This window comes from Streptomyces sp. NTD91, from assembly GCF_059510455.1.
Genome location: NZ_JCAJZW010000067.1, coordinates 12,869 through 27,559, shown reverse-complemented (window position 1 = coordinate 27,559; position 14,691 = coordinate 12,869). Strand labels below are relative to the sequence as shown.

15 protein-coding genes and 1 pseudogene are annotated in these 14,691 nt (G+C 70.8%); 9 read left to right on the top strand and 7 right to left on the bottom strand.

Going from position 1 to position 14,691, the window contains the following annotated elements; genetic code table 11:
• Window positions 1-850 (bottom strand): hypothetical protein (locus AC5WRT_RS36630; protein WP_496101004.1); only part of this gene is annotated, 850 nt, incomplete at its 3' end.
• Between the two features lie 143 nt (window positions 851-993).
• Window positions 994-1,299, bottom strand: coding sequence for a fibronectin type III-like domain-contianing protein (locus AC5WRT_RS36625; RefSeq protein ID WP_496101003.1), 306 nt, complete (start codon window positions 1,297-1,299; stop codon window positions 994-996).
• A gap of 19 nt (window positions 1,300-1,318) precedes the next feature.
• Between AC5WRT_RS36625 and AC5WRT_RS36620 the strand changes: the two are divergent.
• A pseudogene (locus tag AC5WRT_RS36620) lies at window positions 1,319-1,495 on the top strand (TetR family transcriptional regulator); the annotation flags it as partial.
• A gap of 4 nt (window positions 1,496-1,499) precedes the next feature.
• Here the strand turns inward: AC5WRT_RS36620 and AC5WRT_RS36615 are convergent.
• From AC5WRT_RS36615 to AC5WRT_RS36605, 3 genes are all read right to left on the bottom strand, one after another.
• Window positions 1,500-1,832 (bottom strand): YrdB family protein, encoded by a 333-nt coding sequence (locus AC5WRT_RS36615; RefSeq protein ID WP_496098448.1) that lies wholly within the window; start codon window positions 1,830-1,832, stop codon window positions 1,500-1,502.
• An 89-nt stretch (window positions 1,833-1,921) separates the two neighbouring features.
• Entirely contained in the window at window positions 1,922-2,713 is a 792-nt protein-coding gene (locus tag AC5WRT_RS36610) for an EI24 domain-containing protein (protein WP_496098449.1), read from the bottom strand.
• Between the two features lie 23 nt (window positions 2,714-2,736).
• A complete protein-coding gene (locus AC5WRT_RS36605; RefSeq protein WP_496098450.1) occupies window positions 2,737-3,174 on the bottom strand; it encodes a MarR family winged helix-turn-helix transcriptional regulator in 438 nt (145 codons plus the stop codon).
• A gap of 96 nt (window positions 3,175-3,270) precedes the next feature.
• On the opposite strand from AC5WRT_RS36605, the gene AC5WRT_RS36600 reads away from it, so the two are divergent.
• Together AC5WRT_RS36600 and AC5WRT_RS36595 are read left to right on the top strand one after the other, a co-directional pair.
• On the top strand, window positions 3,271-4,269 hold the full coding sequence (locus AC5WRT_RS36600; protein ID WP_496101002.1) for an NADP-dependent oxidoreductase: 999 nt from the start codon (window positions 3,271-3,273) through the stop codon (window positions 4,267-4,269).
• A 107-nt stretch (window positions 4,270-4,376) separates the two neighbouring features.
• A complete protein-coding gene (locus tag AC5WRT_RS36595) occupies window positions 4,377-4,796 on the top strand; it encodes an organic hydroperoxide resistance protein (protein ID WP_496098452.1) in 420 nt (139 codons plus the stop codon).
• 75 nt (window positions 4,797-4,871) lie between these two features.
• Here AC5WRT_RS36595 and AC5WRT_RS36590 read toward each other — a convergent pair whose 3' ends face one another.
• Window positions 4,872-6,026 carry a serine hydrolase domain-containing protein gene (locus AC5WRT_RS36590; RefSeq protein WP_496098453.1) on the bottom strand — a complete coding sequence of 385 codons (1,155 nt, stop codon included), beginning with the start codon at window positions 6,024-6,026 and terminating at the stop codon, window positions 4,872-4,874.
• Between the two features lie 206 nt (window positions 6,027-6,232).
• Window positions 6,233-7,189 carry an SCO2400 family protein gene (locus tag AC5WRT_RS36585; RefSeq protein ID WP_496101001.1) on the bottom strand — a complete coding sequence of 319 codons (957 nt, stop codon included), beginning with the start codon at window positions 7,187-7,189 and terminating at the stop codon, window positions 6,233-6,235.
• 201 nt (window positions 7,190-7,390) lie between these two features.
• On the opposite strand from AC5WRT_RS36585, the gene AC5WRT_RS36580 reads away from it, so the two are divergent.
• From AC5WRT_RS36580 to mmsB, 6 genes are all read left to right on the top strand, one after another.
• The gene (locus AC5WRT_RS36580; RefSeq protein WP_496098455.1) at window positions 7,391-8,548 is read left to right on the top strand and encodes a mandelate racemase/muconate lactonizing enzyme family protein; all 1,158 of its coding nucleotides are present in this window, start codon (window positions 7,391-7,393) and stop codon (window positions 8,546-8,548) included.
• Window positions 8,545-9,549 (top strand): zinc-dependent alcohol dehydrogenase, encoded by a 1,005-nt coding sequence (locus tag AC5WRT_RS36575; RefSeq protein ID WP_496098456.1) that lies wholly within the window; start codon window positions 8,545-8,547, stop codon window positions 9,547-9,549. Before AC5WRT_RS36580 ends, AC5WRT_RS36575 begins: the two co-directional genes overlap by 4 nt.
• A 159-nt stretch (window positions 9,550-9,708) precedes the next feature.
• Window positions 9,709-10,680: a hypothetical protein gene (locus AC5WRT_RS36570; protein ID WP_496098457.1), complete on the top strand. Its 972-nt coding sequence runs from the start codon at window positions 9,709-9,711 to the stop codon at window positions 10,678-10,680.
• A gap of 36 nt (window positions 10,681-10,716) precedes the next feature.
• Window positions 10,717-11,826 carry a multiple monosaccharide ABC transporter substrate-binding protein gene (chvE, locus tag AC5WRT_RS36565; RefSeq protein ID WP_496098458.1) on the top strand — a complete coding sequence of 370 codons (1,110 nt, stop codon included), beginning with the start codon at window positions 10,717-10,719 and terminating at the stop codon, window positions 11,824-11,826.
• Window positions 11,827-11,858: 32 nt separating this feature from the next.
• The gene (mmsA, locus tag AC5WRT_RS36560) at window positions 11,859-13,409 is read left to right on the top strand and encodes a multiple monosaccharide ABC transporter ATP-binding protein (protein WP_496101000.1); all 1,551 of its coding nucleotides are present in this window, start codon (window positions 11,859-11,861) and stop codon (window positions 13,407-13,409) included.
• Window positions 13,406-14,650, top strand: a complete 1,245-nt coding sequence (gene mmsB / locus AC5WRT_RS36555) for a multiple monosaccharide ABC transporter permease (RefSeq protein WP_496098460.1) — start codon at window positions 13,406-13,408, stop codon at window positions 14,648-14,650. Before mmsA ends, mmsB begins: the two co-directional genes overlap by 4 nt.
• The last annotated feature ends 41 nt before the right edge of the window (window positions 14,651-14,691 follow it).

Here is a 14,691-nt window from a genome sequence, read left to right as displayed (position 1 = left end):
ACGTCTCGCCCCGCATCCGCTTCGCCGCCTTGCCCAGCAGGGCCATCGCGCCGGCGCAGATCAGCAGGGTCGACCCCCCGGCCACGATCGGACCGGGCGAGCCGCCCTTGACGCCCTCCCCCGTCACGGTCGTGGCCAGCACGAAAATGATCGAGTACAGGCTGCGGCCGACCTTCGCCCCGGCCGGGACCACCTGGAGCAGTTGCGGGATGGTGGACGCGGCGGCCAGCGCCAGTCCGAAGGGCAGAGCGGCGCCGAGCATCAGGAATCCGAAGCCGAGCGAGTTGCCGTACGCACCCCATCCGGCGCCCTTGTGGAGAAGCCAGCCGGTCGCTGCGAGGGACAGCAGGACCAGCAGGCCGTTGAGGTAGGCGGCCTGCGTGGCGGCCTTGCGGGCGCCGGGCAGATGCGCGGCCGGGGAACGCCAGGCGTCGGCCGTGACGAGTCGCAGTTGCCGCTTGAGCGCCTGCATCTGCATCAGGGAGAAGACGCCGAAGGCCAGCAGGGCCAGCCCGGCGAGCGCCACGACGAATCCCAGGGGCTGCCGGGTGACGCCGTAGTGGAGCCCGCCGAAGGTCAGCGGGATGCCGAGCACCATGCCGTAGGCCATGGGTTTGGACTTCGCCTGGATCTTCAGCGCCAGGTCCCGCTGGGCCGGGGTGAGGTTCGGGTCCAGCCGCATCCGCCCCTCACCGACCTGCTGGGCGGGCGGCTGGACCTGCTGCGGCGGGTACGGCTGCTGGTACTGCGGCGGCTGCCCGTACGGCCCCGGGGGCGGGGGCTGTTGGCCGTACGGCCCAGGGTGGGGCGGCTGTTGGCCGTACGGCCCCGTCGGCTGTCCTGGATACACGTCGCCCGTCTCTCCCCCGTGCCGTGCCCGGCGTCTTCCGGTGTTCGCGGGCCGGGAGTCTGCCATACGCGGCCGCGGGCGACGAGCCCCGGTCCAGGTGTCAGGTCCCGGACCGGGGCTGCTCGTGGGGGACTTGTCCCGGATCAGACGTTAATCGGCGCGGTGAGCCTGCGGTCCGCGATCGACCGTCCGGCGGCGATCTCGTACGAACCCTTCACACATGCCCACGCGTTCGCCGTCTCGTCCCAGATCTCGAAGGCGCGGCGTGGCAGCGCGACGGTCACCTCGACGCTCTGTCCGGGACCGGCCTCGGCGGACGCGAAGCCGGCCAGCCGGCGGGCCGGGCCCGCGGGGTCGGGCTCGGCCGGGGAGGCAGACCTGGACGACCTCGCGGCCGGCCCGCCGGCCGGTGTTGCGGAGGCGGACGCGGGCGGCGGTGCCGTCGGCACTCGGGTGGACCTCCAGGGGCTGCGCACGGAGTACGGCGACCGGCTTCCGAACGGCCTCACCCCCGAACGCACCGCACCACTCCTGATCGCCGTGATGGACGGCTTGCAGTACCAGTGGCTCCTGGACCCGGAGTCGGTGGACATGCCGGGGGCGTTCCGGGACTTCCTGCGGCTGCCGGGGGAGCCGGTGGACTGAGGGGCTACTGCCCCCAGGCGGCGGCGAGGCCCTTGCTCACCGCGCACACGACGGCCAGGGCCAGCGCCCACCCGACGGCACCGGCCGCGTACAGCGCCGCGACGCCCGCTCCGAACCAGAGCACCTCGAAGGCGACCCGGCCCCCGCCTCGCGTCCTGAACCGGGCGCGCGGGGAGCCGAAGAGTGCCCACGCGGCCGTCATCACGGTGAGGGCCGCCAGGCCGACCAGCCAGTCGAGCGAGGACTTCCGGGTCAGGCCCCAGTAGGCCGCGCCGGCCAGGACGCCCAGCTCCACGAGGAAGAGGGCACCCAGGTTCGCGGCCTTCGCTGTCTTCATGCGGCGCAGTATCACCCGCCGGGCGGTACGGCGGCCACCACCCGAACCTCGGCCTCCGGCCGGAAAAGCCGGGAGACCTCGAGCCTGCCCTACTCCGGTGCGCCGGCGGCGACGTCGGGCTCGGCGTCCCCCTCGCTCTCCTCCCCCAGCAGCTCGCGCGCGAGCAGCGTCGCGCCGGCGACCGCGCCCGGCATCAGGAACACCGCGACGAACGGGATCAGGAAGGCGAGGCCGAGAGGCGTGCCGAAGCCCCAGACCAGGGTTTTGCGGGAGCGGAGCAGGGCGAGGCGGTCGCGCAGTCCGACGCCCCGGCGCTGGAGGGCGACGGAGGCGAGTTCCTCGGCGAGGAAGAAGCCGGTGACGAAGAAGCCGATCACGGGGACGACCGTCTGGCCGACGACGGGAAGGAAGCCGAGCGCGAAGAGCAGGACGCCCCACAGACCGGCCCGCACCAGGACGCGCAGGCTGTCCCTGGCCGATGTCCACAGCTCGCGCCACACCGGCAGTTCCGGGCGCGGCGCGGTGCCGTCGGGCGAGACGTCGGCGTCGACCTGCTCCGAGAGGTTCTCGTAGAAGGGCTGGCCGACCAGGAGGGTGACCGCCGTGAACGTCAGCACCGCCAGCAGCAGCCCGAGGGCGAACAGGACGGCCGTCAGAAAGCCGCGGAACAGGCCCTGCCAGGGGCCGGCCCAGTCGTCCGCGAACGGCGTCGCCCAGGCGACCGCGTCCGCGCCCCACACGGCGAGCGCGACCAGCGCCGCGGCGTAGAGGACCAGGGTGATCAGGCCGGGCAGCAGCCCGAAGCCGTAGCTGCGGCCGTGCCGGGCCATCCAGCGCTGGCCCTTCAGAAGATGGCCGAACCCCACCCCGAGATCGCGCATGGCGCAGACCTTACCTGCGGCGCTCAGGCGTCCAGCATCCGGCGGAGCAGGTCGCGCAGCGAGCGGCGTTCCTCCTCCGACAGGCCGGCGAGGGGCGCGCGGGCGAAGCGCAGGCCCTCGCGCAGGTCGGTGGCCAGGCGCACGCCCTCGTCGGTGGCGGCGGCCAGCTTCACCCGGCGGTCGGCGGGGTCCGGGCGCCGCTCGACCAGACCACGGGACTCCAGGCGGTCCACGATCCCGGTGACGTTGGACGGCTCGCACTTGAGCTTCTGCGCCAGCTTGCGCATGGGCAGCGGCTCCAGCGAGAGCAGGCTGAGCAGCCTGGCCTGCGGTCCGGTCAGCGCGTGCTCGCCCGCCGCCTTCTCGTAGTCCGCGTAGAAACGGGCGACGACGTCACCGATCAGCTCGACGACCTCCATGGTGAGGGCGTCGGGGCGGCGGGTCTTCGATGGGGTGGCCATGGTCTGCAGGATAGCCGGTTACTTGACATCCTGAAATATTCAGGAGCATCTTTGTTTCAGGTTCTGAAATATTTGCACCGCGAGAAAGGCCCTGTCATGATCAACCGCGAGTGGCACCTGCTCAGCCGTCCCGTGGGCTGGCCGAAGCCAGAGGATTTCGCCCTCGTCGAGACCCCGGTCCCGACCCCAGGGGAGGGCCAGGTGCTGGTGCGGAACAAGTACCTCTCCGTCGACCCGTACATGCGGGGCCGAATGAGTGCCGCGAAGTCGTACGCCGCCCCGTACGAGCTGGGCAAGGTCATGCAGGGCGGCGCGGTCGGCGAGGTGATCGCCTCCAACGCGGAGGGCATCGCGGCCGGCGACCACGTGCTGCACTTCTTCGGCTGGCGCGAGTACGCGGTCATGGACGCCGAGCACGCCGTCAAGGTCGACCCCGAGGCCGCGCCGCTGTCGACGTACCTCGGCGTCCTCGGCATGACCGGCCTGACCGCCTATGCGGGCCTGCTGCGCACCGCCTCCTTCCGGGAGGGGGACATCGTCTTCGTGTCCGGCGCGGCGGGCGCCGTGGGCAGCCAGGTCGGGCAGATCGCCAAGCTCAAGGGGGCCTCGCGGGTCATCGGCTCGGCCGGGTCCGACGAGAAGGTCAAGCTGCTGGTGGAGGAGTACGGCTTCGACGCCGCGTTCAACTACAGGAACGGGCCGGTGAGCGATCAGCTGCGGCAGGCCGCGCCGGACGGCATCGACGTGTACTTCGACAACGTCGGCGGGGACCACCTGGAGGCGGCCGTCGGCTCCCTCCGCGAGCGCGGCCGGATCGCCGTCTGCGGCATGATCTCGGTCTACAACAACACCGAGCCGGCGCCGGGCCCCCGGAACCTCGCCCGTCTGATCCAGACCCGGGGCCGCATCGAGGGCTTCCTGGTCGGCGACCACTACGACCTGCAGCCGCAGTTCGTGCGGGAGGTCGGGCCATGGGTCGCCTCGGGCCGGCTGAAGTACCGCGAGACGGTCGTCGAGGGCATCGAGAACAACCTGGAGGCGTTCCTCGGGGTCCTGCGCGGCGACAACACGGGGAAGATGATCGTCAAGCTCTGAGACCCGGGAAGCCTTCCCCGGCGTTTTCGGTATGCGGTAACTTCTTTCCGAAATCCGTCGTCGATCGTGGGCGCGAGTCGCGGCGGACCGAGGAGGAAGACACGCGCATGCCCATCACGCAGTCCGACGTCCTGTACACCGCCGTCGCCACCGCCGAGAACGGCCGCGACGGCCGGGTCGCCACGGACGACGGCCGACTCGACGTCGTCGTCAACCCGCCGAAGGAGATGGGCGGCAACGGCGCCGGGACCAACCCGGAGCAGTTGTTCGCCGCGGGATACTCCGCCTGCTTCCAGGGGGCGCTGGGCGTCGTCGCCCGGCAGGACGGGGCCGACGTCTCCGGGGCGACGGTCACCGCGAGGGTCGGGATCGGCAGGAACGAGGAAGGGTTCGGGATCATCGTGGAGATCCGGGCCAGCATTCCGCACGTCGACGCCGCCAAGGCCCGGGAGCTGGTCGAGAAGGCGCACCAGGTGTGCCCCTACTCGAAGGCGACGCAGGGGAACATCAGCGTGACGCTGGTCTGACACCCGTCGTTGCGTACTGCGGAGACCGCACCCTTGGACGTGGGGTGCGGTCTTCTTCGCGCTTCGCAAGCAGCCTCAGCCGCTCTGCGACGCCGCCCGGAGCAGTAGGCGCGCGAAGTTCTCGTTCTCCGGTGCCGCCCCGCCCGGAAACGCCATTCTGCGGCGCGTGTAACCATAGGCGATTCCGCTGCGCGGGTCCGCGAAGGCCTGGGAGCCGCCCGCGCCGCTGTGGCCGAAGGTGCCGGCGCCCAGGAACGGATACCAGGCCTCGGCGGTGGCCTGGAAGCCGAGGCCGAACGACCGGTGGACGCGGGCCACCAGGTCGTGGCCGGTGGAGTGGATCTGGCCCACCTCGGCGACCGTGTCGGGCTTGAGCAGCGGCGGGCGGTCGTCCCGTTCGCTGATCGCCGCCGCGTACATCGTCGCGAGCCCGCGCGCGGAGGCGACACCGCCCGCCGACGCCGGTCCCCCCGCGCGTACGCGACGGGAGTTGACGTGCTCCTCCAGCGTGACCGGCTCCGGGGCGTGCAGGTTGAAGGCGATCGAGGTCAGTGTGTGCGGGCCGGTCGGCTCGGCGTCCAGCAGGGCCTGCTGCTCGGGGGTCGGGGCCATCGGCAGCACGGATCGGAAGCGGGGCTCCTGGGACTCGGGCAGGCCCAGGAAGAAGTCCATGCCGTACGGCGCGCGCACCCGCTCCTCGTAGACCTCCTGGAGCGTGTGGCCCGTGGCCCGGCGGACCACCTCCCCGGTGAGCGCGCCGATCACCAACGCGTGGTAGCCGAACGCCGTCCCCGGCCGCCAGAACGGCTTCTGGTCGGCGAGCCGTTCGGCCATCGCCCGGTCGTCGGCCAGTTCCTCGGCGGAGAACCCGGCATCGATCCCGATCAGGCCCGCCCGGTGCGTGACCAGCTCCCGCAGGGTCACCGCGCCCTTGCCCTCGGCGGCGAACTCGGGCCAGTAGTAGGTCACTTTGCGGTCCAGCTCCAGCGTGCCGTCCTGCACCAGGAGGGCCACCACCAGATGCGCGGCGCCCTTGGTGGACGAGAACACGCCGTACAGCGAGTCCGCCTCGCCGCCCGCCCACAGGTCGACGACCCGCCTACCGTGCGCGTACGCGCACAACTGGGCCTCGTAGTCGTCGTCTTCGGCGGCGACGAAAGCGGCGAACTCCTCGCGCACCGCCTCGAAGCCCTCCGCGACCGTGCCGTGGACGGTGATCTGCTGCGTCATCCGCTCTCCTCACCTGAGCCGCGCTCGCTGCTCCGCCTCGCACAACGCCCGTTCCCGCCGCGGACGTTCCCGAGACCGGTACGGCGCGATGTGCCCGTTCGACTCAACCGCCGACAGCGCCCATGGGTGTCACCGCTGCCCCGGATGGCGGATGGCGCGGGGTGGCGCGCGGCCGGGCCCGGCCCCGTCACCGGAACCGGTGCGGCTCAGGTGCACCACCACAGGAAGCGGGTGCAGCTCTTGGTCGGCGAGGGCGTCGGGGAGGGGCGGGAGGTCGTGGGGGCGCTGGACGGGGTGACGGCCGGAGGGGAGGTCGCGGGGGGCGCCGGGGCCACGGGGGTGGCGCCGGAACCGGTAGCGGCGGTCTGCTGCGGCGAGCCGGAGCCCTTGGCGCCGGGCGACTTGGAGGGCTTGGCCTTGGGGGACTTGGAGGCGGACGCGGAGGCCGGGGCGTCCGCGGAGGCGGAGCCGGCCGCGCCCGGGGTCGCGCCGGCGGCCGGGCCGGCCGTGGCGCCGGGGGACGCGGAGGACGCACCGCCGTCCGCGGCGGCACCCTGGGCGCCGTCGGACTGTCCGCTCGAGAAGGGCGAGAAGGGCGCGTCCGTACCGAGTTCGGCCAGGCCGAGGCTGCCCGCGGCCAGCACGAATCCGGCGGTGAGCAGCACGGCACGGCGCCGCCGGCGCCGGTGTGCGGCGGCCTTGCGGTCGCGGCGGCTGGAGTCGGCGTCGGCGGGGCTCACGGTGACCGTGCCGCGCGCCCGCCGCCGGGCCGCCCGGCCACCCGGCCCGGGGTCCGGCCCGGCGGCGCGAGCGGCGCCGGTGTCGGGTTCGGCGGCGGGTCCCGGGTCCGGCTCGGGGTCGGGTTCAGCGAGGCCCGGGGCGCTCGCGAGTCCGGAGCCGGCGTGGGCCCCGGACGGTGCGTACCACTCCTCGGGGGAGCCGTGGCGCTGCGCCGGGACGTACGCACCGTACGGGCCGTGCGCCTGCGGAGGGGTGCCGTAGGCGGCTTCGGCGGGCACCGGACCGCCGGGGTCCGGTGTCCCACCCGTGCCCGCGCGCGCGTGCGCGACGGTCGCTTTCCCGGCGGCGCGTACGGGAGTTCCGCACCCGGGGCAGGCCAGGGCGCCGTTGAGGTGCCGTTGGCACGGGTGGCAATAGTCCATGACGCCGGAAGACTAGATTCCCTATCGGTCCCGTTCCTAGGCACCCCTGTGAAGGTTTGGTGGAGCACCGAAAGAATTCTCGAAAGGCTTGCCGAAACCGTTACCTGTTCGACCCATTGACACCCCTGCCGCCCCGTCCTTACTGTCACGCCAGCATTTCGAACGTGTGACGAAATCTCGAACAGCTGAGAGGCAACTGCCGTGCGCATCACCGGAATCAGCACGCACGTGGTCGGCACGCCGTGGCGCAACCTGACCTACGTCCAGGTGCACACCGACGAGGGGATCACGGGAGTCGGCGAGACCCGGATGCTCGGCCACACCGACGCGCTGATCGGCTACCTGCGGGAGGCCGAGGCCAATCACATTCTCGACTCGGACCCGTTCGCGGTCGAGGACCTGGTACGCCGGATGAAGTACGGCGACTACGGCCGCGCGGGCGAGATCGTGATGTCCGGCATCGCCGTCGTCGAGATGGCCTGCTGGGACATCAAGGGCAAGGCGCTGGGCGTGCCGGTGTGGCAGCTGCTCGGCGGCAAGGTGACCGACAAGGTCAAGGCGTACGCCAACGGGTGGTACACGACCGAGCGAACCCCGGAGGCATATCACAAGGCCGCCCAGGGGGTGATGGAGCGCGGGTACAAGGCGCTGAAGATCGACCCGTTCGGCACCGGGCACTTCGAGCTGGACCACCGGGAGACGCTGTACGCCGTCTCGCTGATCGAGGCCGTACGGGACGCGATCGGCCCGGACGCCGAGCTGATGCTGGAGATGCACGGCCGCTTCTCCCCCGCCACCGCCGTCCGGCTGGCCAAGGAGATGGCGCCCTTCAAGCCGGCCTGGCTGGAGGAGCCGGTGCCGCCGGAGAACCTGAAGGCGCTGGAGAAGGTGGCCGCCAAGGTGGACATCCCGATGGCCACCGGCGAGCGGATCCACGACCGGATCGAGTTCCGGGAGCTGTTCGACAGCCAGACGGTGGACATCATCCAGCCGGACGTCGGCCACATCGGCGGCATCTGGGAGACCCGCAAGCTCGCCGCCACCGCCGAGACGCACTACATGCTGGTCGCGCCGCACAACGTGGGCGGGTCGGTGCTCACCGCCGCCTCCCTCCAGGTCGGCTTCACCTCGCCGAACTTCAAGATCCTCGAGCACTTCAACGACTTCGCGGACGCGGAGATCAAGAAGGTCGTCAAGGGCGCGCCGCAGGTCGTGGACGGGTACTTCCACCTGTCCGACGCGCCGGGGCTCGGGGTCGAGCTGGATGTCGACGCGGCGGCCGAGTTCCCGCAGCAGCGGGCCCACTTCGACCTGTGGGCCGAGGGCTGGGAGAAGCGCGACCCGAAGGACGACCAGTGAGCTCGCAGGTCGTCGTCCAGGCGCCCGGTGAGCACCGGGTCGAGCCGCACACTCCCCGCGAGCCCGGTCCCGGCGAGGCGCTCGTGACCGTGCACGCTGTCGGCATCTGCGGCAGCGACCGCGAGGTGTACCAGGGCAACCGGCCCGAGGGGTACGTCCGTTACCCGCTGACGCCCGGCCACGAGTGGTCCGGGACGGTCCGGGCGGTCGGTGCCGGGGCGCCCGCCTCCCTCGTCGGACGCAAGGTGGTCGGTGAGGGCTTCCGCAACTGCCAGGTGTGCGACCGGTGCCACGCGGGCGAGACCACGCTGTGCACGGCCGGGTACGAGGAGACCGGGTTCACCCGGCCCGGCGCCATGGCCGCCACGCTCACCCTGCCGGCCCGGCTGCTGCACGTGCTGCCCGAGGACGCCGACCTCACCGCCGCCGCCCTGCTGGAGCCGGCCGCGTGCGTCGCGGCGGCGGCCCTGAAGGCGAACGCCCTGCCGGGCGAACGGGTCGCGGTGGTCGGCACCGGCACGCTCGGGATGTTCGCCGTGCAGTTCCTGCGGGCGGTCTCACCGGCCGAGCTGCTCGTCGTGGGCACAGGGAACGCCCGGGAGGCGCTCGCCCGGCAGTTCGGCGCGAGCGGCTTCCGGCTCAAGGACCAGGAACTCCCCGACGACTTCGACGTCGTGATCGAGACCGCCGGGTCCGCGTCCGCCGCGCGCACCGCCGCCTCGCTGCTCCGGCGCGGCGGGCGCCTGGTCCTGACCGGGATCCCGGCGCCGGGCGCGGACGGGCTCGACCCGACGGATCTCGTCGTACGGCAACTGGAGGTGTACACCGTCTTCGGGGCGCCGCCGGACGCCTGGGCGCACACGGTGCGGGTGTTCGGCGCCGGACTGCTCGACCCGCTGCCGCTTGTCACGCACGAGCTGCCGCTGACCGAGTTCCCGCAGGCCATCGAATTGGCCGGGGCCGGCGATCCGAAGGTGGGCAAGGTGCTGCTCCGCCCCTAGAGACGTACGCCGGCCAGGGCGTGACCTGACGGCGTCCTGACCGGCGTACCACCAAGGCGCCCTGTGTGCCCAGTGCAAGGCGCCCTGTGTGCCCAGTGCCCCTTTCACGCCCAGAGCCGCGAACCTCGTCCGAAATACCGAACACCCAAAGGACAGCTTGTGACGACCGACGCTTCCGCCACGGCGGCCCGCCGACCCGGTGAGCAGGCACTCACCGCCCTCGGCCTGGGTGCGCCCGCCCTCGACCCCGCCGACGCCTCCGCGCACGGCTTCCCCGGCGGGGGCCGCTGGCGCACCGAGATCCCCTCGTGCGAGGGTCCCGAAGCGCTGGCGGTCGTCCTGAAGGAGTCGTCGCGTCTCGACGTGCCGATCCACCGGATCAGCCAGGGCAGCGGTGTGTGGATGCTCACCGACGCCGAGATCACCGAGATGGTCGAGGCCACCGCCGCGCGCGACATCGAACTCTGCCTGTTCACCGGCCCGCGCGGCACCTGGGACATCGGTGGCTCGGTCCGCTCCGACTCGCGGGGGGCCGGGCTGCGCGCACGGGGCCACGACGCCGTCGCCGGCTGCGTCGAGGACGCCGTACGGGCCACCGAGCTGGGCGTCAAGTGCCTGCTGGTCGCCGACGAGGGCGTGCTGTGGACACTGCACCGGGCGCGGGAGAACGGCATCATCCCGGCCGACACCACGCTGAAGGTCTCGGCGCTCATCGGCCCCGTCAACCCGGCCTCGTACGCCGTCTTCGAGCGGCTCGGCGCCGACTCCGTCAACGTGCCCAGTGATCTGACGCTGGACCACCTCACCGAGATCCGCCGGGTGTCCCGCGCCCCGATGGACATGTACATCGAGGCCCCCGACGATCTCGGCGGCTATGTGCGGATGTACGAGGTCGCCGAGCTGATCCGGCGCGGCGCACCGCTCTACCTGAAGTTCGGCCTGTCCAAGGCACCCGGCATCTACCCGTGGGGCGGGCATCTGCGGGACGTGACCCTGGACACCGCCCGGGAGCGGGTGCGGCGCGGCCGGCTCGCCCTGGACCTGCTCGCCCGGCACGGTGCGGACGGCGACATGGCACCGCTCGGCTCCCGCCTGCCCGGTCCCCTCAACCGCTTCCCCAGCAACGCCTGACCTCTCAACGACGAGTCGACGAAGGACGGAAACACCATGCGCAACCGCAGAGCCGCACTCACCGCCATAGCCGGTGCCGCCTCGCTCGCCCTGACCCTGACCGCCTGCGGGCAGAACAGCTCGGGCGGCAGCAAGGAGAAGACAGGTGACGTCAAGGGGGCCACCATCGGCATCGCGATGCCGACCAAGTCCTCCGAGCGCTGGATCGCCGACGGCAACAACGTCGTCAAGAACCTCGAGGCCAAGGGCTACAAGACCAAGCTGGTCTACGGCGAGGACGACCCGAGCACCCAGGTCTCGCAGATCGAGAACCTCATCACGCAGGGCGTCAAGGGCCTGATCATCGCGGCGATCGACAACAAGTCGCTGAACAACGTGCTCCAGGAGGCACACTCGGCGCACATCCCGGTGATCGCCTACGACCGGCTGATCCTCGGCACCCCGAACGTCGACTACTACGCCTCCTTCGACAACGAGAAGGTCGGCGTCCTCCAGGGCACCTACATCGTGCACAAGCTCGGTCTGGACGCCGGCAAGAAGGGCCCGTTCAACATCGAGCTGTTCGCCGGCTCGAACGACGACAACAACACCAAGTACTTCTTCAACGGCGCGATGAGCGTGCTCCAGCCGTACATCGACAAGAAGCAGCTGGTGGTCAGGTCCGGGCAGACCAAGCTCAACCAGGTCACCACCCTGCGCTGGGACGGCACCACCGCGCAGAAGCGCATGGAGGACATCCTCACCTCCTCCTACAAGAGCGGCCGGGTCGACGCGGTGCTCTCGCCGTACGACGGCATCTCCATCGGCATCCTGTCCGCGCTGAAGTCCGACGGCTACGGCTCGGCCGGCAACCCGCTGCCGGTGATCACCGGCCAGGACGCCGAGCTCGCCTCGGTGAAGTCGATCATCGCCGGTCAGCAGACGCAGACCGTGTACAAGGACACCCGGCAGCTCGCCAAGGTCGCCTCGACCATGGTGGACGACGCCCTGAAGGGTAAGAAGCCCCAGGTCAACGACACCAGGACATACAACAACGGCACCAAGGTCGTGCCCGCCTACCTGTTGCAGCCGGTCAGCGTCGACAAGTCCAACTACCAGCAGGTCCTGGTCGACGGCGGCTACTACACCGCGTCCGAGCTCAAGTAAGTCCCGCTCCCTACGGATTGGAAGGCACGACCATGGCGGGACCCGTCCTGGAAATGCGCTCGATCGTCAAGACCTTTCCCGGTGTCAAGGCGCTGTCGGACGTCACACTGACCGTCGGGCAGGGCGAGGTCCACGCCATCTGCGGGGAGAACGGCGCCGGCAAGTCGACTCTGATGAAGGTCCTCTCCGGCGTCCACCCGCACGGCACCTACGAGGGCGAGATCCTCTTCGAGGGAGAGGTCTGCCGCTTCAAGGACATCCGGGCGAGCGAGCAGCGCGGCATCGTCATCATCCACCAGGAGCTGGCGCTGGTGCCGTACCTCTCCATCGCGGAGAACATCTTCCTCGGCAACGAGCACGCCACGCGCGGGCTCATCAACTGGCGCGAAACCCTGCGCCACGCAACCGAGTTGCTGCGCCGCGTCGGCCTCGACGAGCACCCGGAGACCCGCGTCGCCGACATCGGCGTGGGCAAGCAGCAGCTCGTGGAGATCGCCAAGGCGCTGTCGAAGGAGGTGAAGCTGCTCATCCTGGACGAGCCGACGGCAGCGCTGAACGACGAGGACAGCGGAAAGCTCCTCGACCTGATCCTGGAGCTGAAGAACCAGGGCATCACCTCGATCATCATCTCCCACAAGCTGGGCGAGATCCGCCGGGTCGCCGACTCGGTGACGATCATCCGCGACGGGCGGTCCATCGAGACGCTCGACGTGAAGGCCCCGGAGACGACCGAGGACCGGATCATCAGCGGCATGGTGGGCCGCGACCTGGACCACCGCTTCCCCGAGCGCACCCCGCACCGGCCGGAGGAGGGCGCGGCGCCCGCGCTGGAGATCCGCGACTGGACCGTGCTGCACCCGATCGACCAGCAGCGCAAGGTCGTGGACCATGTGTCGCTCCACGTCCGGCGGGGCGAGATCGTCGGCATCGCGGGCCTGATGGGCGCCGGCCGCACCGAACTCGCGATGAGCGTCTTCGGCCGCACCTACGGCCGCTACGCGGGCGGCACGGTCCTCAAGGACGGCGTCGAGATCCGTACCAGGTCCGTCGCGGAGGCGGTGGGGCACGGCATCGCGTACGTCACCGAGGACCGCAAGCACTACGGCCTCAACCTCATCGACACCATCAACCGGAACATCTCGCTGACCGCCCTGAAGAAGGTCGCCAAGCGGGGCGTGGTCGACGAGCAGGCGGAGCGGCAGGTCTCGGAGGGCTTCCGCACGTCGATGAACATCAAGGCGCCGACGGTGTTCGAGCCCGTGGGCAAGCTGTCCGGCGGCAACCAGCAGAAGGTCGTCCTCAGCAAGTGGATCTTCGCCGGGCCCGATGTGCTGATCCTCGACGAGCCGACCCGCGGCATCGACGTGGGCGCCAAGTACGAGATCTACACGGTCATCGACCAGCTCGCCGCCCAGGGCAAGGCGGTCGTCTTCATCTCCTCCGAACTGCCCGAACTGCTCGGCATGTGCGACCGCATCTACACGATGGCCGCCGGGCGGCTCACCGGGGAGGTGCCGCGGGCCGAGGCCACGCAGGAAGTGCTGATGCGCCAGATGACGAAGGACAAAGAGGTAACGCGATGAGCACGGACGTCACCGACAAGAGCCCGGCCGCCGCGCCGCCGGGCAGGTCCGGCCCGAGCGCCGGCGGGGGGCTGCTGCAGCTGGTACTCGGCGGCCTGCGCCGCAACATGCGCCAGTACGGCATGCTGATCGCGCTCGGCCTGATCGTCGTCCTCTTCCAGATCTGGACCGGCGGCGACCTGCTGCTGCCGCGCAACGTCTCCAACCTGGTGCTGCAGAACAGCTACATCCTGATCCTCGCGATCGGCATGATGCTGGTGATCATCGCCGGGCACATCGACCTGTCGGTCGGCTCGATCACGGCGTTCGTGGGCGCTTTCGCGGCCGTGCTGACGGTGCAGCACCATGTGGCGTGGCCCGTCGCCCTGGTGCTGTGTCTGCTGGTGGGCGCGGTGGCGGGGTCCGTACAGGGCTTCCTGATCGCCTATTTCGGCATACCGTCGTTCATCGTCACCCTCGCCGGAATGCTGCTCTTCCGCGGCCTGACCGAGATCCTCCTCAAGGGCCAGACCCTCGGCCCGTTCCCGAACGGCCTGCAGAAGATCGGCAACGGCTTCCTGCCCGAGGTCGGCCCGAACACCAATTACCACAACCTCACCCTCCTCCTCGGCATCGTCCTGGTCGCCGCCGTGGTGTGGCAGGAGGTGCGCGACCGGCGCCGTCAGCAGGAGTTCTCCCTCGACGTGGTGCCGAGGAACCTCTTCCTGCTCAAGCTCGTCGCGCTGGTCGCCGCGATCGTCGCCCTCACCATGCTGCTCGCCAGCTACGACGGCGCACCGATCGTGCTGATCATCCTCGGCGTCCTGGTGGGCGGCTACGGCTACGTCATGCGCAACTCGGTCTTCGGCCGGCACATCTACGCCATCGGCGGCAATCTGCCCGCGGCCAAGCTGTCCGGTGTCAAGGACAAGCGCATCACCTTCCAGGTTTTCCTGAACATGGGCGTGCTCGCGGCCCTGGCGGGTCTGGTGGTCGCCGCCCGCCTGAACGCGGCCTCGCCGAAGGCGGGCGACGGCTTCGAACTGGAGGCCATCGCCTCCTCGTTCATCGGCGGCGCCTCCATGAGCGGCGGTGTCGGCACCGTTCTCGGCGCCATCATCGGCGGTCTCGTCCTCGGCGTGCTGAACAACGGCATGAACCTCCTCAGCGTCGGCACCGACTGGCAGCAGGTCATCAAGGGCCTGGCCCTGTTGGCGGCGGTCGGGTTCGACGTGTGGAACAAGCGCAAGTCCGGTTCGTAGGTCAGATCGGGCCCCGCCGCTACGGGCGGGGCCCCTCCTCT